Below are 22,816 nucleotides of genomic sequence, written 5' to 3' on the forward strand. Positions count from 1 at the left end.
ATGTCTGGACCGCTTGAACACCTGCGCGGACACGTGCGGGGGCACCGAAGACTCGCGGCCCTGGCCACAGCCCTGGCGGCCACCCTGGCAGCCATGCTCCCGGCGACCCCGGCAGCGGCCGAGACCCAGCCCGGGCAGTGGACGGGGACTTGGGCGACCGCCCAGCACGCCTCGTACGACCCGGGCACCTCGGAGGTGACGGTGCGGATACCGGTGCGGGTGAGCGCCGGCGGGTCGAGCGTACGCATCCGCCTGACCAACGCCTTCACCACCGAGCCGGTGACCATCGGCCACGCGACCGTCGGGCGCCGGGACGGCGGTTCCGCCGTCGCGAAGCCGTACGAGCTGCGGTTCGGCGGCAAGGACGAGGTGACGATTCCCGCCGGGGAGCAGGCGGTGAGCGATGCCGTCAGGATCCCCGTGCCGGCCCGGAGCGACCTGGTCGTCAGCCTGTACTTCCCCGGCCGGCTCACCCACATCAGCCAGCACTGGATGGGCCTGCAGACCGTCTACTGGACGCCCGACGGCGGCGGCGACCACGCCGGGGACGCCGAAGGGACCGCTTTCACCAGGACCGACTCGACCTTCCCCTTCCTGACCGGCGTCGACGTAAGGGGCGGTGACACGGCGGGCTCCGTCGTGGCGCTCGGCGACTCCATCACCGACGGCGCGTCCTCCACGGCGAACGCCAACCGGCGCTGGCCCGACTATCTGGCGGGACGCCTTGCGGCCTGCTCGTCCACCGCCGGAGTGCTGAACGAGGGCATCAGCGGCAACCGGATCACGGCCGGTGTCGACGGCAACCCGTCGGCGCTGGACCGGCTGGAACGCGACGTACTGTCACAGCCGGGCGCCCGGACCGTGATCCTGTTCGAGGGCGTCAACGACCTCAGCTGGGGCGGCGCCACCGGCGACCAGGTGATCGACGGCATGAAGGAGATCTCGCGCCGGGTCCACGCCCGCGGGCTGCGCCTGATCGGCGCGACCGTCGTGCCGTATCGCGGCTGGGGCGACTGGTGGACCGAGGCGAAGGAGGCCGACCGGCAGAAGGTCAACGCGTTCGTGCGCGACTCCGGCGGTGTCTTCGACGACTACGCCGACTTCGACAAGGCCGTACGGGACCCGGACGACCCCACCCGCTACGGCGCCGCGTTCGACTCCGGTGACCATCTGCACCCCAACGACACCGGGATGAAGGCGTTCGCCGACGCCGTCGACCTCACGACCCTCGGGGCGGCCCGCGACTGCCCGTCGGCCCGCGTCCGGCTCACCCCCTACCGGCCGAGCCTGCAGGCCGGCGGCGACGGAACTCAGATCACGTCGACCGTCACCAACACCGGCACCACGAAGGTCACCCAGGTCAGCACTCGTCTCGATCTCCCCGACGGCTGGTCCGCCGAACCGGCCGGCAGCACGCGGATCCGCTCCCTCGCCCCGGGCGACAGCGCCCCCCTCACCTGGACGGTGACCCCCGCCACCGACGCGGTCTGGGGCACCCACGAGATCGGCGTACGCACGTCCTTCGTCCAGGACGGCCGCACACGCCATGACTCCGACAGCGTGGACGCCACGGTGACCCCCGCGCCCTCCGAGGTGCGGGCGCCGTACCTGACGACCGCCACCACCACCGAACAGCCCCAATACGCGCAGAACGGCGACCAGTTCGCCATCTGGGCGGGCGGCCAGGACCTCTCCGGCTGGAAGGACGAGAAGGCGGCGGTCTACCTCGCCGACGCCGCGCCACCGTCCGGCATGGTGACCGCCCGGGTCACCGGTCAGACCGGCAGCGGCCCGTCCGCCAAGGCGGGGATCGCGGTGGCCAACGACCTCACGGCACCGGAGGCGGGCGGCTACGCGGTGCTCACCATGTCCGCGCAGTTCGGCCTGGAGTTCCTGACCGACAGCGACGGCGACGGAAGGCTCGACACCTGGGCCGGCGGCGGCAGTTCGTACCACCCCGCCTGGCTGAAGCTCGTCCGCGACGGCACCGCCTACACCGCGTACGCCAGCTCAGACGGCACCGCCTGGCAGCAGGTCGCCACCGCCACCGTGCCGTCCGCGAGCGGCACCGGCGACGCCGGGATGGTCGCGAGCGCCGTCAACCTCAACTACCCCGGCCAGACCACGACAGCGATCTTCGACTCCTTCTCCACGCACGAGTGAGAGGCACATCCATGGCAGTCGACCGCAGACACTTCATGACCACGGCGGCCGCCCTCGGCGGCGCGGTGCTCCTCGCCCCGCCCGGCACCGCCCAGGCGCTCGCGCAGGGCGCCGTGTCCGGGGCCCCGGGCATCCCGGACTACCAGCCCACCAAGGCGTCCCTCGACACCCATCCCGTGCCGCGCTGGTACAAGGACGCCAAGTTCGGCATCTTCGTCCACTGGGGCGTCTACTCGGTGCCCGCCGGCTCCGGACGGCGCATCGCCGCCGAGTGGTACCTGTGGTACCAGAGCTTCAAGGACACCGCCGAGTGGCGGTACCACCGCGACACCTACGGCCAGGACTTCGTCTACGACGACTTCATCCCGCAGTTCAAGGCCGAGAAGTACGATCCCGACGCCTGGGTGAAGCTGTTCGAGCAGGCGGGTGCCGAGTACTTCGCGCTGACCAGCAAGCACCACGACGGATTCGCCCTCTACCCCAGCAAGGTGACGGACCGTCACTCCGTGGCGTACGGCCCGAAGCGCGACCTCGTCGGTGAGCTGATGACCGCGGCCCGCAAGCGCGGCACCGTGCGGCCAGGCCTTTACTACTCGCTCGGCGAGTACTTCAACCCGGCGATCGGCCGGCCGATGCGCAACTTCTACACCGACGAGGAAATCCCGATGACCGGCTACAAGCCGGTCGAGGACTACATAGGCGACTACGAGCTCAAGCAGCTCTACGAGATCATCGACCGCTACGACCCGGAGCTGCTGTGGGCGGACGGACAGTGGTTCCGGCCCACCGGCAACCCGCCGTGGCGCAGCGAAGAACCCCTGGCCCACTACTACAACCAGGCCAAGAACCGTAAGTACCCCAAGGGTGTCGTGATCAACGACCGGTTCGACACCCACTTCGACTTCGCGACGTACGAGCAGCGCACCAACCCCACGATGGATCCCCAGAAGTGGGAGTGCTGCATCACCATGGGCTACTCCTGGGGCTACAACAAGCACGAGCCGGACGAGGACTACAAGACCTCCGAGTTCCTGATCCAGCTGCTCGCCGACGTGGTCAGCAAGAACGGCAACCTGCTGCTCAACATCGGTCCCAGGCCGGACGGCACGATCCCCGAGATCATGCAGGAGCGGCTGCGCGACATCGGTGCCTGGCTGAAGGTCAACGGCCCGGCGATCTACAGGTCGACGCCCTGGGTGCGGGCGGAGGAGGAAGGCGGCTCGCTCGGCATCCGCTACACCGTCTCCCCGGGCAAGTTCAACATCATCGTGCTGGGCGCGCCCAGCGGCACCCTCTCCGTGCCCGGCGACATCCCCATCAGTGCCACGTCCAGGATCCGGCTGCTCGGCACGAGCGGCAGTCTGCGGTGGACCCGCCGTGACGGAAAGATCAACATCACCGTCCCGTCCTCCCTGCCCAGCGACATCGCCAACGTCTTCACCGTCGACTGGGCCCGGTGACCGGCATGGGAATCTCCGACGGCACCCGGTTCGACACCCTGGGGCCCACGCTCAGCGTCACCACGGAACCCGCCGAGCCGGCCGGCGGTGACACGGTCACCGCCACCGCGGTCCTCACCAACGACTGCCCCTTCCCGCTCCGCAACGCCGTGCTCCACCTGATCAATCCGGGTGCCACCACGGCGGCGAAGACCATCCCGCTCGGCGACCTGCGGCACGGCGCGAAGACCACCCGGCGCTGGGAGACGGCCATGCCGGCCGACGTGGCCGGGAACGTGTCGTTCACCGCGCACGTGGTCTTCGACGTCGACGGGCACAGCAGCGACTGCGCGCGGTCCGCGAAGACGTTCACCGTGCCCTACGAGCCCAATGAGGTGCGGGACCCGTACCGGACGTTCGCCACCACCGACGACGCCGGGTTCGGCCAGTACGGCAGCCAGTTGGTGATCTGGGCGGGCGGCCGCGACTTCTCCGGCGGCACCGACGAGAAGGGGGGCATCCTCCTTCCCGGCTCCGCCGCCGGGTCGAGCGTGGTGCAGGTCAAGACGGTCAGCCTCACCGGCAGCGACAACCCCACCGCCAAGTACGGCATCGCCGTCGCCAACGACCTCACCGCCCCGGAGGAGGGCGGCTACGCCGTCCTCACCATGTCGAAGTCGTTCGGCCTGGAGTTCATGACCGACAGCGACGGCGACGGACGGCTCGACACCTGGGCCGGTGGCGGAGGTTCCACCCACCCCGCCTGGCTGCGCCTGGTCCGCGACGGCACCACCTGCACCGCGTACTCCAGCGTCAACAACGGCCTTTCCTGGACCGAGGTCGCGAGCGCGAACGTCCCCTCGGCGAGCGGCGCCATGGACGCCGGCGTCGTCGCCGGCGCGGTCAACCTCAACTACCCCGGCACGACCGTCCAGGCGGTCTTCGACCACTTCACGGTGGAGGAAGCATGAGTCCCTACCGCTCCGACGAGGACTTCCTCACCCCGCCCGTCTCGATCACCATCGAGCCGTCCGCTCCCGAGCCCGGTCAGGCGGTGACACTGACGGCCGAGCTCACCAACACCACACGGATCACGCTGCGCGGCACGGTGCTGTACTTCTCCGTGGACGGTTCCGGCCAGGCGTCTTTCGTCCTCGGCAAGGTGGTGCCCGGCAAGTCGGTGACCCGCACCTGGCAGACCCGGCTCTCCGACGCCGCCGAGGGTGTGGTCCCGCTCGTCGCGCACGCGCTCTTCGACGTGCACGAGGACGGGTCCGACTGCGCTCGCGCCACTTCGCGGCTGCGACTGCCGTACAGGTCGCTGGCCGGTGCCTTCGACAACGCCGGCATCTCCTCCGACGACGCCACCACCACCGCCGACATCGACGGCTCCCGTTCCAGCCTGTCCGCCCAGGCGCTGGCATCGGCCGGACTGAGTCCCGGAGCCTCGGTCACCTACGGCGGGACGGCCTTCACCTGCCCGGACACCGAGCCCGGGGCCAAGGACAACGTCGTGTCCTCGGGGCAGACCGTACGGCTGTCCGGCACCGGCTCGCGGCTGGCCTTCCTCGGCACCTGCACCTGGGGCGACGGCAAGGGGTCCGGAAAGGTCGTGTACGCCGACGGTACGGAGCAGGACTTCTCCGTCGAGGTCCCCGACTGGTACTGGGCGAACCCCGCGGCCGCGGTGGTCCTGCCGTACCGCAACACCCCCTCGGGCCAGGACAACAACCCGGTCAGCATCTACACCTTCGGCGTCGACCTGGAGGACAAGGAACTGCACTCCGTCGTGCTGCCGAAGGTCAGCGACGGCCTGCCGAGCGGTGGTCCCGCTCTGCACATCTTCGCGATGACCGTCGCCTGATCCGAGAAGTTTCGAGAGGACGTTCATGACAGGCAACCAGCCCCTCAGCCGCAGACGCCTGCTCACCGGAGCCGCCGCGTTCGGCTCAGTGATGCTGCTGACCCCGCCGCCAGGCGCCCACGCCGCACCCGCGGCCGCAGACGAGGCCGCCAAGCCGTTCGACACGACCCCCGCATCGGTCGCGCTGCGACGGCTGCTGCCCGACCACCACCGGCAGGTGACGCTGCGCGCGTCGGCCGCCGGCGGCGCCGACCGGTTCAAGGTCACCGGCCGGGCCGGGGCGATCACCGTGGAGGGCACCAGTCCGGCGGTGCTGCTCACCGGCCTCAACACCTACCTCGCGCGGGTGGCGAAGGCCGACATCTCCTGGAACGGCGATCAGCTGAACCTTCCCAGGCTGCTGCCGGCCCCCGACGGGGAGATCGCCGGATCGGCGAACGTGCCGCACCGGTTCGCCCTCAACGACACCAACGACGGCTACACCGGCCCTTATCGGAACTGGGACGCGTGGGAGCGCGAGCTGGACGTGCTCGCGCTGCACGGCATCAACAGGGTGCTCGTCTACACCGGCGGCGACGCCGTCTACTACGACACCTTCCGGCAGTTCGGCTACTCGGACGCCGAGATGCGGGCGTGGATTCCGGCGCCGGCCCATCAGCCGTGGTGGCTGCTGCAGAACATGTCGGGGTTCGGCGGCCCGGTGTCCAGGCGGCTCATCGAGCGCCGGGCCGAGCTCGCGCGGAAGATCGCGGACCGGGTCCGGGAACTGGGCATGACCCCGGTGCTGCCCGGCTACTTCGGTACGGTGCCGGACGACTTCGTCGCCAAGCACGGCGGGGACGCGGCCGTGGTCCCCCAGGGCGACTGGGGCGCCTTCAAGCGACCCGACTGGCTCGACCCGCGCACGACGGCCTTCGACGAGGTGTCCGCCGCCTTCTACCGGGCCCAGTCGGAGCGCTTCGGCGACAGCACGATGTACAAGATGGACCTGCTGCACGAGGGCGGAAACCCCGGTGACGTCCCGGTGGGCGAAGCCGCGGCAGCCGTCGAAGGGGCGCTCCAGAAGGCTCACCCCGGTGCGATCTGGGCCATCCTGGGCTGGCAGTCCAACCCCTCCAAGGCACTGCTCGACGGGGTCGACAAGTCCCGGATGCTGATCGTGGACGGCCTGTCCGACCGCTATACCACCGTCACGGACCGGGAGAGCGACTGGGGCGGCACCCCGTACGCCTTCGGCAGCATCTGGAACTTCGGCGGCCACACCCCGATGGGCGCCAACGCCCCGGACTGGGTGGAGCAGTACCCCAAGTGGCGTGACAAGGAAGGCAGCGCGCTCGCCGGGATCGCGGCGATGCCGGAGGCCGCCGACAACAACGCGCCCGCGCTCGCGCTCCTCACCGACCTGGCGTGGACACCGGGCACCATCGACCTCGACGACTGGTTCGCCGCGTACGCCGTGGCCCGCTACGGAGGCGAGGACCCGCACGCCGCCGCAGCCTGGAAGACGATCCGCGACACCGCGTACAACATGACCCGCAAGGACGGGTGGAGCGAGGCGCCCGACGGGCTGTTCGGCGCCCGGCCGAGCCTGGGCGCCAACAAGGCCGCCGCCTGGGGCCCGGAGGCCGACCGCTACGACACCACGGTCTTCGACGCGGCCCTCACCGAACTGCTCCAGGTCGCCCCCCGGCTGCGCGACAGCTCCGCCTACGCCTACGACCTCGCCGACGTGACCCGTCAGGTGCTGTCCAACCGCAGCCGCGTGCTGCTGCCCCGGATCAAGGCGGCGTACGAGGCCGGGGACCGCGCCGGCTTCGACCGGCTCACCACGACGTGGCTCAACTGGATGAAACTGATGGACAAGGTGCTGGCCACGTCCCCGCAGCACCTGCTCGGACGGTGGCTGGCCGACGCCCGGTCCTGGGGCGGCACCAGGGCCGAGAAGGACCAGCTGGAGTACGACGCACGGTCGGTCATCACCACCTGGGGCGGCCGGGAGAGCAGCGAGGAAGGGCTGCACGACTACGCGAACCGGGAATGGGCGGGGCTGGTCGGCGGCCTGTATCTCACGCGCTGGAAGACGTACTTCGGCGAGTTGTCCGCTGCGCTCGCGGCCGGCCGGGAGCCGGTCGAGATCGACTGGTTTGCGCTGGAGGACCGCTGGGCGCACCAGCACGACAGCTACCCGGTGAAGACGTCCGGCGACATCCACAAGCTGGCCCGGCAGGTACGGGACACCCTCGTCGCCGATCCCGACCAGGTGACGCTGACCGCGTCCGCCGACCGGGGTGCGGTGACGGAGGGCCGCCCGGTCACGGTCACCGTGGCGTTCACCAACCGCAACGGCTTCGGACCGGCGACGGACGTGTCCCTGTCCCTCGACGCACCGGAGGGCATGACCGCCGAGCCGTCCGGCACGACCACCGCGGCGTCCCTCGCCCCGGGCGAGACCTTCTCGGCGACCTTCACGGTCACCCTCACCCAGGCCACCGGCGCGCTGATCTCCCGGGTGCCGGTGAACGCGTCCTACCGGACCGGCGGCACGCGCGGCGCGGCGTTGGCGAACGTCCGCTTGATGGCGGGCACCGGTGTGGGCGAGCCCTACCGGACCGCCTCCTTCAACGACGCGGTCTTCGGCCAGGCCGGGGACGCCATCGCCATCGAGGGCGCGGGCGCCGACCTGTGGAGCTCCACCAACGAGTTCGCCACGGTCTACCGGGCGGCCGCCTTCACGTCCTCCTCGACCGCCACGGTCCGGGTCACCTCGCAGGACACCACCGGCGGCTGGGCCCGCGCCGGGCTGGTCGTCCGCAACGACCTTGCCGAGAACGGCTCGGCCGGCTACGTCAACCTGGCGGTGACTCCGTCCAACGGCTGCGTGCTGTCCTGGGACTCCGACGGCGACGGCCGGTTCGACGCCATCGAACTGGCCGGTTCCCTGGCTGCCCCGGTGCACCTGCGGCTGACGCGCTCCGGCGACACGTACACCGGCGAGTGCAGCCGCGACGGCGTCTCCTGGACCAAGGTCGGCACCGCCACCCCGGGCGGCGTCACCGGCACCCAGGACATCGGCGTCTTCATGACGGCCGCCAACGGCTGGACCGGCACCCGCGGGATCGCCGGTTTCGAGGACTTCTCCGTCGACTGAGCGGACGGTCGGGCCGCAGCCGCACCACGCGTCTTCGGCCCGGCCGTCGCCGTACGGCCCTCCTACGGTCACACCTGTTCGTCAGGGGCGTCGGCCGCCCACGTGGTCGCTTGCGGCATGAACCCGTGTTCGGCCGCGTACGCCGCCATGCGGGCGTTCCTCGCCCGGGCCTCGGGGCCGTCCGGCAGGTGGAAGTCCTCGCCCGTCCGCGCGGAGGTGGCCTGCGTGCTCGTGGCCGCCGCCAGCCGTCGGCGCACGTACCGGTCGAGCGCGTCGGGTACCTCGGCCGGTGTCGCACCCGCGAGGACGTCGCCGAGCACGGCCGCGTCCAGAAGCGCCTGGGCCGCGCCCTGGGCCTGGAACGGCACCATCGCGTGGGCGCTGTCGCCCAGCAGCGTCACTCGCCCGATGTTCCAGCGCGCGAGCGGAACACGGGTGTGGATGCCGTAGCGGAACACCTGGCCCGCGCGTGCGAGGACGGTGAGCACCCGTGAGTCCCAGCCGTCGAACTCCCGCAGCTGCTCTCCCGGTTCCGCCCGAGCGGTCCACGACTCCTGCGCCGCCTCCGTGCGGAACACGGCCACGACGTTGAGCAGTTCCCCGCCTCGCACCCAGTAGTGCACGAAGTGCCGGTCGGGTCCGAGCCAGACCCCGGTGTCCGGCAGGTCCAGATCGGCCACCTCGTCGACGGGGAGCAGCGCCCGGTAGGCAGCGGTCCTCGAGAAGAGCGCCTCATCCGCGCCGAAGAGCCACTGGCGGGCTGCGGACCGCACCCCGTCCGCGGCCACGACCAGGTCCGCCTCCAGGCGCTCGCCGCTCGCCGTCGTCACACAGGCGCCCTCGTCGTCCTGGTCGATTCCCACGACAGGGGTGTTCAGGCGCATCGACCGGGGCGGCACCGTGGCGGCCAGCGCATGCTGCAGATCGGCCCGGTGGACCTGGAGGTAGGGCGCCCCGAACGCCTCCTCGGCCTCCCGGCCCAGCGTGTAGCGGCAGATCTCGGCCCCGTCGGACCAGGTGCGGAAGCTCATGCCGGATGGGCGGGCGGCCTGTGCGGCGACCGCGTCGAGCAGGTCCAGCCGGCGCAGCACGCGCGTGGCGTGGGGCGCGAGTTGGATCCCGGCACCGGCCTCCGTGAGCCGCGGCGTCTGCTCGATCAGCGTGACCTCGTGGCGGGCGCGGCGCAGGCTCAGCGTCGCCGCCAGTCCGCCGATGCCCGCCCCCACGACGATCGCCCTCATGCCACGACCTCACTTCGCCACACCCGCGCGCCCACGTCCTGACCGGCGACCTGGCCGTACCCGAGGCCATCGGTCGGCCCCGGCACCGATGCCCGGTCGTCGACGTCGTGCAGGCCGTCCCCCTACGCCTACGCCTCCCACACGGACCGGTCGGTGCGGCCGCGGGATGGCTCGCCCACCTGCTCGACCGTCAGCTCGGGCAGAGTATCGAACAGAACCGCACCGCCGTACGGGCGTTTCGGCCCACGTCGGGCGCGGCGAACCGTGCACGACGCACCGGCCGGGCCGGGGGAGGGGCTACACGACGCAGGTGGGCGAGTCCGGGGAAGTGGCGCCGACAGGGGTCCACCAGGCGTTTCGCCACGGCACGGGAGTCGGTCGGCGGTACGGTCGGCGGGACCCGCAAGCCGCCTCCGGGATCGTGCGTCTCATACGTCGACCACCTCGACTCCCGCCTCGCGCAGCCGTGCACAGGTCTTCTCGTCCGCCCCGGAGTTGGTCACCACGACGTCGAGCTCCTGCGGCCCGCACACCCGGGCCATTCCGGTACCGGGGAACTTGCCCGCGTCCGCGAGCAGGACGACCTGGGCGCTGGCGGCGATCATCGCCCGCTTGACGGGCACCTCGACGGCGGTGGTGTCCAGCACCTGGCCGTCGGGACGCACCCCGCTGGTGCCGAGGAACAGCCGGTCGGCGTGGATCTGCCGCAGGTTGTCCTCGGTGAGGAAGCCCACCAGCGAGCGGTAGTCGCGCCGGACCACGCCGCCCAGCAGGATGAGCTGGACGTTCTTGTCGTCCTGGAGTTCCTCGTAGACGGCCAGGTTGCTGGTGATCACGGTCAGGGACCGCCCGTGCAGATGGCGGGCCACCCGGTGAGCGGTGGTGCCAATGTCGAGCAGGACCGTCTCACCGTCCTTGACGAGATCTGCGCACCAGGCGGCCAGGGCGTCCTTGGCCTCGACCCGGACCGCGGCCACGTCGGCGAAAGGGTCGTCCTCGCCGAGGAGGGGGGCGGCGCCGCCGTAGACGCGTTTGAGCAGCCCTTCGTCCTCCAGTTGCACAAGGTCACGCCGGATCGTGGCCTGACTCGCCCCGACCTTTTCGGCCAGGGAGGTCACGCTGGTGGGACCGTCGGCGCGCAGGGCGCGAAGGATCAGCTCATGTCTGCGGTCAGGGAGCATGCCGCTGACCCTACTCGTCAGCTCGCCAAACTCAAGCAAAGTCGTGCATGAATGTCTCGATGGCTGCTTGACTCTTGTCAAATCCGCGCACTGGGTGCACTCTCTTGCGTAATTCGAGCCGGGTTCGGGCCCCACTCCGGTCGGTCGAAGCGGATCAGCGGCGCTTTTCGCCGCCACTCACGCGTCGGCACCGTCTGAGAAGACCACGTCACACGTTCCGGCCGGCGAGGTGCGTTCGCCGGCCACCGTCCCTCTTCAGCCATCCGGGCCCCGCTGTCCCCGCCCTCGCCCATGACTCCCAGGTCCTAGCCGGACACGCCGAACACCAGGAGAAGACCGTGGACCTTTCCCGCAGACGTTTCCTTCAGGCCGCCGTACTGACGGCAGCCGCGGCCGGTGCCACCGCGGGGTGCGGCGGCGACGCCACGACGAGCGGCAGCAAGAACGACAAGAACCTGAGCCTCTGGTACTGGTCCGGCGGCCTCAGCGACAAGGTCGTCGCGGACGCCAAGAAGCACTTCTCCGACATCAGCCTCAAGTCCTCGATGGTGGGCGGAGACTTCAAGACCAAGCTGCTCACCGGCCTGAGATCCGCGCAGGCCGCCCCGGACATCACCGGCATCAAGGGCGAGGACATCGCCTCGTTCCTGCCCAACGCCAACCGCTTCATCGACCTGAAGACCGTCGGAGCGGACAAGCTGGTCCCGCAGTACCTGTCGTGGAAGCTGAAGCAGGCCACCAGCCAGGACGGCAAGCTCATCGGCTTCCCGATCGACATCGGCCCCTGCGCCATGTACTACCGCGAGGACCTCTTCGCGAAGGCGGGGCTGCCCACGGACCCCGCCGAGGTCTCCTCCCGACTGTCCACCTGGGACGACTACTTCGAGGCCGGCGTCGAGCTGCACAAGGCCCTGCCGAAGACCTTCCTGATCAACAACATCGGCGCCGTGTTCTCGATGATCATCGGCCAGGGCACCCAGCGGTTCATCGACGAGGACAACACGTTCATCGGCGACCAGGACCACATCCGTGCCGCCTGGACCACCTCGGTGAAGCCCTACACCCTCGGCATCGACGCGAAGATCAACGACAACACCTGGAACGCCGCGGTCAGCGGCGGCACCCTGGGCACCGCACTGGGTGCCGCCTGGTACGCGCTGGACATCACCAACGCCGCCCCGGGCACCAAGGGCAAGTGGCGGGTGGCGAGCCTGCCGAGCGGGCCGTCCAACCTCGGCGGGTCCTTCCTGGCGCTGCCCGCGACCTGCGGCAACCCCGAAGAGGCCTTCAAGATCATCAGTTGGATCCTCAGCCCGGAGAACCAGGCCCGCGGCTTCACCGACGCGGCCCTGTTCCCGACCGCCCCGGCCGCGTACAAGCTGCCGGCGCTGACCGGCGGCGACCCCTTCTTCGGCGGTCAGAAGACCATCGAGATCTTCGGCCCGGCGGCCGAGAAGATCCCCGCCGTCTACGAGGCCCCGGCCGACGCGGCGGTCTCGGCGCCCTTCTACAGCGAGCTGACCAGCGTCGAGGCCAAGGGCAAGGACCCCGACACCGCCTGGAAGGACGCCGTCAGCCAGGCCAGGCAGATCGCCCAGCGTCAGGGAGTGAAGTGACATGTCGTCAAGCCCGGTAGCCGGCCCGGCCGCGACCGGACCGTCCTCCGGACCCGACACCGGGCCCGCCGGCCGGCCGGCCCCGGACCGCCCGCGCGGTCCGGGCCGGCACGGCCGCCGGATCCGGCCGGTGTCGGCCGGGGCCCGGCGCGGGCCGAGGCGGAAGGCCGCCCGATACTGGCCGCAGTACCTGGCCATTTCGCCGTACTACCTGCTCTTCTCGGTCTTCATGCTCTTCCCGGTGCTCTACACCGTGTTTCTGGCGTTCCAGAAGTGGGACGGCATCGGGGACATGCAGTTCGTCGGACTCCAGCAGTTCCGCTTCCTGTGGGACGACCCGGTGTTCTGGCTGTCCGTCCGCAACACCCTCGTCATCTGGGTGCTGTCCACGGTGCCGATGCTCTTCCTCGCGCTGGTGCTCGCGGTGCTGGTGAACTCCACCAAGCGCCTCACGGCCTTCTACCGGATCGCCCTGTTCATCCCCAGCATCACCTCGCTGGTCGCCATCGCGATCTTCTTCGGCGCGGTCTTCAGCAACAACTTCGGTCTGATCAACGCCATCCTGAAGTCGGTGCACCTGTCGGCCGTGCCGTGGATGAGCAACGAGTGGACGATCAAGCTGGTGATCGCGGCCCTGATGACCTGGCAGTGGACCGGCTACAACGCCATCATCTACCTGGCCGGCCTCCAGGCCATCCCCTCGGAACTCTACGAGGCGGCCAGGATGGACGGGGCCGGCCCGGCGCGGATCCTCTTCTCCATCACGATCCCGCTGCTGCGGCCCATCATCCTGTTCACCGTGGTGATCTCCACCGTCACCGGTTTGCAGAGCTTCACCGAACCACAGGTGCTCTTCGGCAGTGAGGCCTCCACCAACCCCAACTCCGGCGGACCGGGCCAAGCGGGTCTGACCACGCTTCTGTACTTCTACCACCAGGCCTTCGACAACAACGACTTCGGCTACGGGGCCGCGATCGTCTGGGCCTTCTTCCTGCTGATCCTGCTCATCGTCACCATCAACTGGCGCCTGGTGCAGCGTAAGGAGCGACGGCCGTGAACAGCCAGAACCGCAAGCGGGTCCGCGGGCTGAGCGTCCACCTCATCCTGATGACCGGTGTCGTCATCTCGGTGTTCCCGTTCTACTGGATCGTCGTCATGGCGACGAACACCTCGCAGGACATCTACAGCTACCCGCCGAAGCTGTGGTTCGGTTCCCACCTCGGAACCAACATCCAGCACCTGTTCGACAAGATGGACTTCTTCGGGTCGCTGTTCAACACGGTGACCGTGGCGGTCGGAACGACCCTGCTGGTGCTGTTCTTCGACTCCCTGGCGGCCTTCGCCTTCGCCAAGTACGACTTCCCCGCCAAGAAGTACCTGTTCGGTCTCCTGCTCGGGATGTACATCCTGCCGACCCAGCTGGCGATCATCCCGCAGTACGAGATCATGGTGCAGCTGGGCTGGCTGGGCACGCTCCAGGCGCTCATCGTGCCCGCCGCCGCCAACGCCTTCGGCATCTTCTGGATGCGCCAGTACACCAGCAGCGGAGTCCCGGACGAACTGCTGGACGCCGCCCGCATCGAGGGCGCCGGCTTCTTCCGCCTGTACTGGCACGTGGTCCTGCCGTGCGTACGCCCCGCCCTGGCGTTCCTCGGCATCTACACCTTCATCGCCGCCTGGAACGACTACATCCTGCCGCTGGTGATGCTGGTCAACCCCGACCGCCTCACCCTCCAGGTGGCGCTGGCCCAGTTGTACGCCGGCCACTCCACCGACTACAGCATGGTGATGTCCGGGGTGCTGCTGTCGGTCATACCGCTGGTGCTGGTGTTCACCTTCTTCGCCCGCGGTTTCATCGCCGACGCCACCAAGGGGGCCTTGCGCTGAGAGCGGTGGCCGGACCGATCCTCGACGGACCGTCATGGACGCGGTCCGCGTGTCCTACGACGCGGTCGACGCCCGGGCGCCGACCAGCCAGCAGGCCGCGGTGAAGCGGACCTCTGTGGCGTGCACATAGGTGTCGAAGGCGGCGCGGACCGTTTCGACGACCCGTGCGCGGGTCTGCTCGTCCGTCGCGGGCAGAACCTGACTGACCGGACCGAGTCGGGTGAAGTAACCGACCAGCTCCTTCTCGGGCAGGGTGCAGACCACGTCGACCGGCCGGATGTCGATTCCGGTCCAGCCGCTCTCCTCCAGAATGCGGTGCACCCGGTCCGGGTCCGCGAAGGCGAACTGCCCCGGCTCGTCCGGCCGGCGGGCGGGGAGGTCCGGCAGCAAGGGTGCCGCGGCGCGTTCCGCCGTCGTCATGAACGGATTCTCGTCGGGGCCGCGCCAGGTGACGAACCGGAGCCGGGCGTCGTCCCGCGCGGCACGCCGCAGGTTGGTGAAGGCCCGGACGGAGTCCTTGAAGAACATGACACCGAAGCGCGACATGACGGTGTCGAAGGTGGCAGGCTCGAACGCGTGATCCTGCGCGTCGCCACGGACGAAGGAAGCCTGGATGCCCTCCCGCTGGGTGCGCGCCCGGGCGGCGCTGATCATCGGTTCGGAGATGTCGATGCCGACGCAGCGGCTCTCCGTGCCCAGCCGCCGCGCGACGGCCAGCGTGGTGCCGCCCGTACCGCAGCCGACGTCGAGCACGTGGCGCCCGGGCTCGGCGAGTACCGCCTCGACGAGCAGGTCTTCGAAGGGCCTGAGCATCTGGTCCAGAACCGCCTCGGCCTCGACCCAGGCATGGGCGGCGGGCCCGTTCCAGCGGGCCGCCTGTTCGTCCTCGGTCCTGCGCGTGCTGTCCATGATCGTCTCCCTTGCTTGCCTGCCGGGGCTGAGATGACACCGTCCTACTTCAAGTCGACTTGAGGTCAAGAGGATGACAGACCTGGACATCGCCGAGGTGGCGCACCGCGCCGGGCTTCCCCCTTCGACGCTGCGTTTCTACGAGGAAAAGGGCCTGATCGCCCCGATCGGCAGACGGGGCCTGCGCCGTCAGTACGATCCCGGCGTACTGGAGCGGCTGGCGCTGATCGCCGTGGGGCGCACCGCCGGTTTCTCGCTCGACGAGATCGCCCGCATGTTCGCGCCGGACGGACAGCCCCGCATCGACCGGCAGGTGCTCGCGGCCAAGGCGGAGGAACTGGACAGGACGATCCGTGAACTCGGCGTTCTGCGTGACTCCCTACGGCACGCCGCTGCCTGCCCCGCCCTGAGCCACCTGGAATGCCCCACCTTCCGCCGCCTCCTCAAGTCCGCCGCGTCCGCCGCTGTCACCGTGCCGAGGAAACGGACTCCGCGGCCACGGTGAGGCGGACGACCGGGCCTCGGACCCTCGCCCGACCAGGCCGCGTCCGGCGGGACGCTCCGCTCCGCCCGCCGCCCTCACCGGTCAGGGAACGCGCAGGGAAGCCGGGCCGACCCAACGGTGATAGGCGTCCACGTCGACGTTGCTGCCGCACACGATGGTGACCACGTGTCGGCCGGCGAAGCGGTCACGGTCTTCGAGGATCGCCGCGATGCCGAGAGCCGCCGACGGTTCCACGACGAGGCCGGCGTGGTCGAGAAGCATCCGCATACCGGCGATGATCGACGCCTCCTGGACCAGGACGGCGTCGTCGGCGACCGAGACGAGGTCGTCCAGGACGGCCGGAATGGGACGTCGGCCGGCGACGCCGTCGGCGATGGTGTCGGTCGCGTCCGTGGTGACGACCCGCCGTTGGCGCCACGAGTGTGTCATCGCCGGTGCGCCCAGCGGCTGGACGCAGATCACGTCGACTTCGGGCGCCGAGGCCTTCACCACATGACCTACGCCGGTGGCCAGCGCCCCGCCGCCGAGAGCAATCAGGACGGTGTCGAACGACGGCGCGGTGTCCACCAGTTCCAGGCCGATGGTCGCCGCGCCCTCGCAGGTCTCGATGTCCAGGCTGTCTTCGACCAGCCGGATGCCGTCGTACCGCGCGACGGCGGCCGCCCGGTCGCGGGCCATCTCGTGGTCGCCGTCCACCAGCTCCAGCCTGGCGCCCAGTGCCCGGATGCGATCAAGCTTGGCCCGAGTCGCAGAGCGGGATGCCACGACCGTGACGTCGAGCCCCCGGCCGCGACCGGACCAGGCGAGGGCTTGGCCGAGGTTGCCCGCGCTGGCGCACACCACGGCTCGCGAGCCGTCGCCGGCGAGCAGGCTCGCGACGACCTCGGTGCCGCGGGCCTTGAAGCTGCGGACCGGGTTCGCCGTTTCGAGCTTGATACTCACCGTGCACCCGAGGTCGGGTTCCAACGCCTCGCAGCGGTACAGCGGAGTGTCGAGAAAGACCGGGTCGATCAACCCGCGGGCTGCCCTGATCCGAGCAGTGTCGAGACGCGTCTCCTGCACGACACAGCAGCGTAGCGCCACTGGCACTGATTCCATGAGCAACTGCCAGAAGCCGTGCGAAAGTTGAGGTACTGGCGACGGACACCGGTCGGGCCGGATCCGAAATTCGACGTGCACGCAGGGCGGCCTCGACAGCCCTCCCCGAGATGCAGCCCAGGTGAGGGAAGCGCACGATGAGAAAAGGGCACCCTTCCTGGAGGTGATGAGGATGCGACGTGTGCTCACCGCCGCAGCGGCACTGGCTCTTCCCCTTTCTCTTGCGGGAGCACCGGCTGTAGCGGCATCGCACAGCATCTCCGAGACCGCCGCGGTGACCAGCACCCAGGCCGCACACAAGGTGAACAGTCCAACAAGCCTTGTCACCCAAGGACCGGACGACGTATGCAACTACACCGACAGCCGACCGAGTCTTCTCCTGGGTTCATCCGGGTCGGCAGTCCAACAAGCCCAGTGCTACCTGAACCAGGCCATAGGTAGCGGCCTGGACGAGGACGGAGACTTTGGCCGGCTCACTCAGTCCGCGACCATGGACTTCCAGCGATGTGCCCACATCGTCGTCGACGGGCGCATCGGAGCCCAGACCTGGTCGTTCCTTTCCTTCTGGGCCAACGCGCCAGGTGCTCCCTTCTGTTGACGGTCGCAACGTGGCCGGCCGAGTACTCCGCGCCCGGTCAGGTGCGTGCGATCAGGCCGATGGAACGGGCCCTGCCGGGTTCGTCACCGGGAAGTGGCAGGCGGTGTGGCGGCCAGGAGCCGTGAGGGTGAACCGGGGCCGTTCCAGGGCGCACCGCTCGCGGGCGTAGGGGCAGCGGGCGCGGAACGGGCAGCCCGTCGGTTTGCCCACCGGGTGGGGCACTTCGCCGGTGAGGACGATGCGTTCCCGGGCCGATGCGCTCGCCGCTGAGCTGCCGTCGTCGATGTCCGGGACCGCCGACAACCGTGCCTGCGTGCAGGGATGGGCCGGAGCCTCGTACAGCGCCTCCGTCTCGGCGAGTTCGACGATCTCGCCGAGGTACATGACGGCGATCCGGTCCGACACGTGACGGACCACACCGAGGTCGTGGGCGATGAAGACGTAGGTGAGCGCGAACTCCTCCTGGAGATCGGCGAAGAGGTTCAGTATCTGGGCCTGGATCGACACGTCGAGGGCGGACACCGGCTCGTCGGCGACGATCAGCTTGGGAGCGGTGGCCAGGGCCCGGGCGATGCCGATGCGCTGACGCTGGCCGCCGGAGAACTCGTGCGGGTACCGGTCCAGGTGTGCCGCGGCCAGGCCCACGACGTCGAAGAGCTCGGCGACCCGGCGGCGGACCGCGACGGCGTCCCCGTAGCGGTGCACGAGCAGCGGCTCGGCCACGCTGTCCCCGGCGCGGCGGCGGGGGTTGAGGGAGGCCTGCGGGTCCTGGAAGACGAGCTGCATCCCCGGACGCACGGGCCGCAGACGGCGTGTGGACAGGGTGGTGAGGTCCTGCCCGTCGAACTCGACCCGGCCGCCCGTGAGTTCGGTGAGCCGGACCAGACAGCGGCCGAGGGTGGACTTGCCGCAGCCGGACTCGCCGACGATGCCCAGGGTCTCCCCGGTGCGGACTTCGAGGGACACGCCGTCCACGGCGCGCAGCACCTTGCGGCGTCGGGACAGCGGGTCCGCGCGCAGGGGGTAGTGCCTGGTGACGTTCGAGGCGCGCAGCAGTACGTCGCCGCTCGTCCGGGCGCCGCCGTCGCCGTTCACCGCCATGATGCTCTGCGCCGTCACGGTGTCGCCTCCCTGTGCACGTCGGGTACGTCGGTCGCCGCCGCGCGTGCCGTGAGCCGCAGCGACGCGCGGTCCTGCGGCGGCAGCCAGCAGGCCTCGCGGTGGGTGGTGTCGTCGAAGCCGCCCGCGGACAGCGCGGGCCGCTCCTCGCACCGACTCGTGACGCAGCCGGCAGCGCGGCGCGAACGCGCATCCCTCCGGCGGGCCGCCGGGCGAGACGGGCACGCCCGCGATGGTGGGAAGCCGCCGCAGCCGGGGCCCGCCGACGCGGGGCACGGAGTCGAGCAGGCCCCAGCTGTACGGGTGGCAGGGGCCGTGGAACACCGCCCGGCGCGGGCCGTCCTCGGCCGCCCGGCCGCCGTACATGACCAGGACCCGGTCGGCGATCTGGGAGATCACGCCCATGTCGTGCGTGATGAGGACCACCGCCGAACCGCGCGTGTCGAGCGCGCGCACCAGGTCGAGGATCTGCGCCTGGACCGTCACGTCGAGTGCCGTGGTCGGTTCGTCGGCGATCAGCAGTGCGGGAGTCGGCTCCGACGATGCCGTTGTGGAGCCGATGCGCGAGGCCCTGGCCGCGCACCTGTCCGCCGCAACGCCCCGCGAGGAGCAGGCCGCCGACAGCGCGTTCCACCAGAGCATCTGCGAAGCCACCCGCAATCCGCAGATCGCCCTGCTCAGCCGGGACCTGCTGACCCGGATCAGCCTCGGTTTCCCGGTCGAGCCGTGGGGCAAGGGCGAGCGTTCCCACTTCCACCGGGCCGGCGAGGGCCACACGGCCCTGTACGAGGCCATCGCCGCGGGCGAGCCCGAGCGGGCCGAGGAGATCGCCCGGGAGCACTTCATGATCAGCGCCGAGATGATCCGTGACGTACTGGCCCGGGTCCGTGCCGCGGGGTCGTGACCCGGTACTCATCAGCGGTCGGCGGTGTGCGAGCCGGCGGAGATCGGACGTTCCGCGGCCACGGAGAACGCCGGGGCGCGATACGCACGGACGTACCGCGCCCCGACGCCGGCATCAGGTGCCCGCGCGGGCCCGGACCACGAGCCCCTTCAGCAGCGGCCAGGCCAGCAGCAGTGCGATCACCGCGTACACCGTCACCGCGAACGGCGTGTCGACCAGGCCCTTCACGCTGCCGTCGCTGATCTGCAGGGCGCGTCGGAGCTGCTGCTCGGCGTTCGGGCCGAGGATGACACCGATGACGGCGGGCAGGACCGGCAGGCCGTAGCGCCGCATGCCGAACCCGATCAGGCCGATGACCAGGAGGATCACCAGGTCGACGACCTCGCCGCCGACCGCGTACGCGCCGACCGCCGCGAAGAACAGGATCCCCGCGTACAGGTACGGCCGGGGGATGCGCAGCAGCTTCGCCCACACCGGCGCCAGCGGCAGGTTCAGGGCGAGCAGCAGCACCATGCCGACGAACAGCGAGGCGATCAGGCCCCAGACCAGGTCGGGTTCCCGCTCGAAGAGCAGCGGGCCCGGCTGGATGCCGTACTGCTGGAACGCGGCCAGCATCACCGCGGCGACCGCCGTGGTCGGCAGCCCCAGCGTCAGCATGGCCACGAGCGTGCCCGCCGCCGAGGCCGACGCCGCCGACTCCGGACCCGCCACACCCTCGATGGCGCCCTTGCCGAACTCGTCCTTGTGCTTCGAGAGACGTTTCTCCGTGACGTACGACAGGAAGGTGGGGATCTCCGCGCCGCCCGCCGGGATCGCGCCGAACGGGAAACCGATGAACGGGCCGCGCAGCCACGACTTCCAGGTCCGCCGCACATCGGCACGGCCCAGCCACGGCCGCCCCACCGGGATCGGCTCGCCCGGACTGCGCCGCAGGTGCGCCGCCACCCACAGGGCCTCGCCGATCGCGAAGAGGCCGACCGCCACGATCACCACGTCGACACCGTCGGCGAGTTGCAGGGATCCGAAGGTCAGACGCTGCTGCCCGGTCATCTGGTCCAGGCCCACCAGGCCGATGGTCAGCCCGATCAGCAGGGAGGCCATGCCCCGGATCCGCGACGAACCCAGGACCGACGTCACCGCGATGAAGGCCAGCACCATGATGGCGAAGTAGTCCTGCGAGCCGATGTCCACCGCCAGCTTCGCGACCGTCGGCGCCAGCGCGACCAGCAGGATCGTCCCGATCAGACCGCCCGCGAAGTGACCGATGGCGGCGGCCGCGAGCGCCTGGGCGCCGCGTCCCGCCTTGGCCATCGGGTTGCCCTCCATGGCCGCGACCACGGCGGCACTCTCGCCCGGGGTGTTGAGGAGGATGGAGGTGGTCGAGCCGCCGAACATCGCGCCGTAGTAGATGCCCGCGAACATGATGAACGCGGCGATCGGGTTCAGTCCGTACGTGACCGGCAGCAGCAGCGCGACCGCCATCGCGGGTCCGATGCCGGGCAGCACGCCGATCGCGGTGCCGAGCAGCACACCGAGGGCGGCCCACATCAGGTTCACCGGGGTGAGGGCCGTACCGAAGCCGTCCATCAGGGAGTTGAGGGCGTCCATCACAGCACTCCCATCAGCGGGCCGCCGGGCAGCGGAACTCCGAGCAGGTTGTTGAACACCGCGTAGGTGACGAGGGAGAGGACGGCGGCGATGAGCGGATCCCGGTCGATCCGGCGGCTGCCGAGTGCGAACGCGGCTCCCCAGAACAGCAGGGCACCCGCGACCGGGAAGCCGAGGGGTTCGATGAGGACGGCCGCGCCCAGGAAGACCCCGGCGAGCAGCAGCACCGTGCGCCAGTCGGCCGGTTCGGACAGGTCGACGTCCTCGCCGGTCTCGGCCTGGCCGCGACCGCCGCGCAGCACGTCGACGGCGAGCAGGACGGCGACCACGAGCAGCCCGATGCCGACGACGACCGGCACGGTCTTGGGTCCGACCGGCCCACGCTGGGTGAGGTCGACGTCCATGGTCAGCGCGTCGGTCAGGACCAGCGCACCAAGGGCCGACAGCAGGACGCACACGCCGAGTTCGGAGTGCTCGCTCAGCCAGGAGCGGTGTTCGGGCGTCTCGGCCGCGGGGGTGTCGGTCTGCGTCGTCACAGTCCCAGCTCCTTCAGCACCGAAACCACGCGCTTGTCCTGGGCGTCCAGGAAGTCGCCGAACCTCTCGCCGGTCAGGAACGCGTCGTCCCAGCCGTTCTTCTCCAGCGACTCGCGCCACTCGGGCGAGTCGTGCAGTTCCTCGACCAGCCGGACGAGCTTGTCGCGCTCGGCCCCGGACAGGCCGGGCGGGGCGACGATGCCTCGCCAGTTGGTGAAGTCCACGTCGTAGCCGGACTCCTTGAGGGTGGGCGCGTCCAGCTCGGCCACCCGCTCGGGGCCGGTCACCGCGAGGATCCGCAGCTCGCCCGCCTTGATCTGGTCCAGGTACTCGCCGACGCCGGACACCCCGAAGGCCACCTTGCTGCCGAGGATCGAGGCGAGGAGCTCGCCGCCGCCGTCGAAGGGGATGTAGTTGACCTGCTTCGGCGCGATACCGGCGGCCTGGGCCATCAGCATCGGCGCGAGGTGGTCCGGCCCGCCGGGTGACGATCCGCCGCCCACCGGGAGCTTGCCGGGATCCTCCTTCCAGGCACCGATCAGCTCGTCGATCGTCTTGTACGGCGAGTCCTTGGCGACCACGACGACGTCCTGCTCCTCGGTGAGCCGGGCGATCGGGGTGGTGTCGGCCAGCGTCTTCGGCGCGTGGTTGGAGCGGACGGCGCCCACCACGCCGAGGCCCATCGACATGGCGAGCTTGCCGTTGCCGTGCTCGCTCACCAGCCGGCTCAGTCCGACGGTGCCGCCCGCGCCGGGCAGGTTGAACACCTCGATGTTGTGCGTGAGCCCGGCGTCCTCGGCGTTCTTCGCGGCCGTCCGGGCCGTGATGTCGTAGCCGCCGCCGGGTGTGTTGGGGACCATGAGGCGCAGGCCCGGGATCTGTGTGCCGCTCTCGGCGCCGCTGCCGCTCGTGAGCAGCGGAGGTCCCACGAGCACGAGCACGGCGGCCCCGAACAGGGCGAGGGGAGTGCGCAGGCGCACGAGTGCCACCACCTGTCGGT

General features: G+C 70.4%; 19 protein-coding genes. 11 read left to right on the forward strand and 8 right to left on the reverse strand.

The window, feature by feature from the left end; all coding sequences use genetic code 11:
• The 5 genes from KUM49_RS33795 to KUM49_RS33815 are packed head-to-tail and all read left to right on the forward strand — an operon-like array spanning position 1 to position 8,614.
• Positions 1-2,163 carry a GDSL-type esterase/lipase family protein gene (locus tag KUM49_RS33795; protein ID WP_217240784.1) on the forward strand — a complete coding sequence of 721 codons (2,163 nt, stop codon included), beginning with the start codon at positions 1-3 and terminating at the stop codon, positions 2,161-2,163.
• Positions 2,164-2,174: 11 nt separating this feature from the next.
• Entirely contained in the window at positions 2,175-3,623 is a 1,449-nt protein-coding gene (locus KUM49_RS33800; RefSeq protein ID WP_217240785.1) for an alpha-L-fucosidase, read from the forward strand.
• 5 nt (positions 3,624-3,628) lie between these two features.
• Positions 3,629-4,573 carry a hypothetical protein gene (locus tag KUM49_RS33805; RefSeq protein WP_217240848.1) on the forward strand — a complete coding sequence of 315 codons (945 nt, stop codon included), beginning with the start codon at positions 3,629-3,631 and terminating at the stop codon, positions 4,571-4,573.
• On the forward strand, positions 4,570-5,466 hold the full coding sequence (locus KUM49_RS33810) for a beta-glucosidase (RefSeq protein WP_217240786.1): 897 nt from the start codon (positions 4,570-4,572) through the stop codon (positions 5,464-5,466). The genes KUM49_RS33805 and KUM49_RS33810 overlap by 4 nt, the downstream gene beginning before the upstream one ends.
• A 25-nt stretch (positions 5,467-5,491) precedes the next feature.
• The gene (locus KUM49_RS33815) at positions 5,492-8,614 is read left to right on the forward strand and encodes an alpha-N-acetylglucosaminidase TIM-barrel domain-containing protein (RefSeq protein ID WP_217240787.1); all 3,123 of its coding nucleotides are present in this window, start codon (positions 5,492-5,494) and stop codon (positions 8,612-8,614) included.
• 68 nt (positions 8,615-8,682) lie between these two features.
• On the opposite strand, the gene KUM49_RS33820 is transcribed toward KUM49_RS33815, so the two are convergent.
• Together KUM49_RS33820 and KUM49_RS33825 are read right to left on the reverse strand one after the other, a co-directional pair.
• The gene (locus tag KUM49_RS33820; RefSeq protein WP_217240788.1) at positions 8,683-9,855 is read right to left on the reverse strand and encodes an FAD-dependent monooxygenase; all 1,173 of its coding nucleotides are present in this window, start codon (positions 9,853-9,855) and stop codon (positions 8,683-8,685) included.
• A gap of 428 nt (positions 9,856-10,283) precedes the next feature.
• Entirely contained in the window at positions 10,284-11,036 is a 753-nt protein-coding gene (locus KUM49_RS33825; protein WP_217240789.1) for a DeoR/GlpR family DNA-binding transcription regulator, read from the reverse strand.
• A gap of 338 nt (positions 11,037-11,374) precedes the next feature.
• Here KUM49_RS33825 and KUM49_RS33830 point away from each other — a divergent pair, with 338 nt between their 5' ends.
• The 3 genes from KUM49_RS33830 to KUM49_RS33840 are packed head-to-tail and all read left to right on the forward strand — an operon-like array spanning position 11,375 to position 14,539.
• On the forward strand, positions 11,375-12,652 hold the full coding sequence (locus tag KUM49_RS33830; RefSeq protein ID WP_217240790.1) for an extracellular solute-binding protein: 1,278 nt from the start codon (positions 11,375-11,377) through the stop codon (positions 12,650-12,652).
• A gap of 1 nt (position 12,653) precedes the next feature.
• Entirely contained in the window at positions 12,654-13,709 is a 1,056-nt protein-coding gene (locus tag KUM49_RS33835) for a carbohydrate ABC transporter permease (protein WP_217240791.1), read from the forward strand.
• 50 nt (positions 13,710-13,759) lie between these two features.
• On the forward strand, positions 13,760-14,539 hold the full coding sequence (locus KUM49_RS33840; RefSeq protein WP_217240849.1) for a carbohydrate ABC transporter permease: 780 nt from the start codon (positions 13,760-13,762) through the stop codon (positions 14,537-14,539).
• 54 nt (positions 14,540-14,593) lie between these two features.
• On the opposite strand, the gene KUM49_RS33845 is transcribed toward KUM49_RS33840, so the two are convergent.
• Positions 14,594-15,448: a class I SAM-dependent methyltransferase gene (locus tag KUM49_RS33845; protein ID WP_217240792.1), complete on the reverse strand. Its 855-nt coding sequence runs from the start codon at positions 15,446-15,448 to the stop codon at positions 14,594-14,596.
• 73 nt (positions 15,449-15,521) lie between these two features.
• Here KUM49_RS33845 and KUM49_RS33850 point away from each other — a divergent pair, with 73 nt between their 5' ends.
• On the forward strand, positions 15,522-15,953 hold the full coding sequence (locus KUM49_RS33850; protein WP_217240793.1) for a helix-turn-helix domain-containing protein: 432 nt from the start codon (positions 15,522-15,524) through the stop codon (positions 15,951-15,953).
• 81 nt (positions 15,954-16,034) lie between these two features.
• Here KUM49_RS33850 and KUM49_RS33855 read toward each other — a convergent pair whose 3' ends face one another.
• A complete protein-coding gene (locus KUM49_RS33855; RefSeq protein WP_217240794.1) occupies positions 16,035-17,015 on the reverse strand; it encodes a threonine/serine dehydratase in 981 nt (326 codons plus the stop codon).
• A 208-nt stretch (positions 17,016-17,223) separates the two neighbouring features.
• Between KUM49_RS33855 and KUM49_RS50850 the strand changes: the two genes are divergently transcribed.
• Positions 17,224-17,649, forward strand: coding sequence for a peptidoglycan-binding protein (locus KUM49_RS50850; protein WP_374200228.1), 426 nt, complete (start codon positions 17,224-17,226; stop codon positions 17,647-17,649).
• 51 nt (positions 17,650-17,700) lie between these two features.
• On the opposite strand, the gene KUM49_RS33865 is transcribed toward KUM49_RS50850, so the two are convergent.
• Complete coding sequence (locus KUM49_RS33865) at positions 17,701-19,254, reverse strand: ABC transporter ATP-binding protein (protein WP_308406876.1); 1,554 nt, start codon at positions 19,252-19,254, stop codon at positions 17,701-17,703.
• On the opposite strand from KUM49_RS33865, the gene KUM49_RS33875 reads away from it, so the two are divergent.
• Positions 19,184-19,672: a FadR/GntR family transcriptional regulator gene (locus KUM49_RS33875; RefSeq protein ID WP_302185522.1), complete on the forward strand. Its 489-nt coding sequence runs from the start codon at positions 19,184-19,186 to the stop codon at positions 19,670-19,672. The two genes, KUM49_RS33865 and KUM49_RS33875, sit on opposite strands and share 71 nt — an antisense overlap.
• A gap of 114 nt (positions 19,673-19,786) precedes the next feature.
• Here the strand turns inward: KUM49_RS33875 and KUM49_RS33880 are convergent, their stop codons facing one another.
• From KUM49_RS33880 to KUM49_RS33890, 3 genes are read right to left on the reverse strand one after another with little or no spacing between them, the layout of a single operon-like run.
• Positions 19,787-21,280: a tripartite tricarboxylate transporter permease gene (locus KUM49_RS33880; RefSeq protein ID WP_217240796.1), complete on the reverse strand. Its 1,494-nt coding sequence runs from the start codon at positions 21,278-21,280 to the stop codon at positions 19,787-19,789.
• Complete coding sequence (locus KUM49_RS33885) at positions 21,280-21,816, reverse strand: tripartite tricarboxylate transporter TctB family protein (RefSeq protein ID WP_217240797.1); 537 nt, start codon at positions 21,814-21,816, stop codon at positions 21,280-21,282. The genes KUM49_RS33880 and KUM49_RS33885 overlap by 1 nt, the downstream gene beginning before the upstream one ends.
• On the reverse strand, positions 21,813-22,796 hold the full coding sequence (locus KUM49_RS33890; protein ID WP_217240851.1) for a tripartite tricarboxylate transporter substrate binding protein: 984 nt from the start codon (positions 22,794-22,796) through the stop codon (positions 21,813-21,815). Before KUM49_RS33890 ends, KUM49_RS33885 begins: the two co-directional genes overlap by 4 nt.
• Positions 22,797-22,816: the final 20 nt, after the last annotated feature.

Source organism: Streptomyces sp. AC555_RSS877 (genome assembly GCF_019049245.1).
Classification (GTDB): domain Bacteria; phylum Actinomycetota; class Actinomycetes; order Streptomycetales; family Streptomycetaceae; genus Streptomyces.

Excerpts from the sequence above, each read along its gene's own strand:
- KUM49_RS33815 (WP_217240787.1), top strand. The coding sequence starts at position 5,492 with ATGACAGGCAACCAGCCCCTCAGCCGCAGACGCCTGCTCACCGGAGCC.
- KUM49_RS33805 (WP_217240848.1), top strand. The coding sequence starts at position 3,629 with ATGGGAATCTCCGACGGCACCCGGTTCGACACCCTGGGGCCCACGCTC.
- KUM49_RS33840 (WP_217240849.1), top strand. The coding sequence starts at position 13,760 with ATGACCGGTGTCGTCATCTCGGTGTTCCCGTTCTACTGGATCGTCGTC.
- KUM49_RS33875 (WP_302185522.1), top strand. The coding sequence starts at position 19,184 with ATGAGGACCACCGCCGAACCGCGCGTGTCGAGCGCGCGCACCAGGTCG.
- KUM49_RS50850 (WP_374200228.1), top strand. The coding sequence starts at position 17,224 with ATGCGACGTGTGCTCACCGCCGCAGCGGCACTGGCTCTTCCCCTTTCT.
- KUM49_RS33800 (WP_217240785.1), top strand. The coding sequence starts at position 2,175 with ATGGCAGTCGACCGCAGACACTTCATGACCACGGCGGCCGCCCTCGGC.
- KUM49_RS33880 (WP_217240796.1), bottom strand. The coding sequence starts at position 21,280 with ATGGACGCCCTCAACTCCCTGATGGACGGCTTCGGTACGGCCCTCACC.
- KUM49_RS33795 (WP_217240784.1), top strand. The coding sequence starts at position 1 with ATGTCTGGACCGCTTGAACACCTGCGCGGACACGTGCGGGGGCACCGA.
- KUM49_RS33810 (WP_217240786.1), top strand. The coding sequence starts at position 4,570 with ATGAGTCCCTACCGCTCCGACGAGGACTTCCTCACCCCGCCCGTCTCG.
- KUM49_RS33820 (WP_217240788.1), bottom strand. The coding sequence starts at position 9,855 with ATGAGGGCGATCGTCGTGGGGGCGGGCATCGGCGGACTGGCGGCGACG.
- KUM49_RS33825 (WP_217240789.1), bottom strand. The coding sequence starts at position 11,036 with ATGCTCCCTGACCGCAGACATGAGCTGATCCTTCGCGCCCTGCGCGCC.
- KUM49_RS33835 (WP_217240791.1), top strand. The coding sequence starts at position 12,654 with ATGTCGTCAAGCCCGGTAGCCGGCCCGGCCGCGACCGGACCGTCCTCC.
- KUM49_RS33850 (WP_217240793.1), top strand. The coding sequence starts at position 15,522 with ATGACAGACCTGGACATCGCCGAGGTGGCGCACCGCGCCGGGCTTCCC.
- KUM49_RS33845 (WP_217240792.1), bottom strand. The coding sequence starts at position 15,448 with ATGGACAGCACGCGCAGGACCGAGGACGAACAGGCGGCCCGCTGGAAC.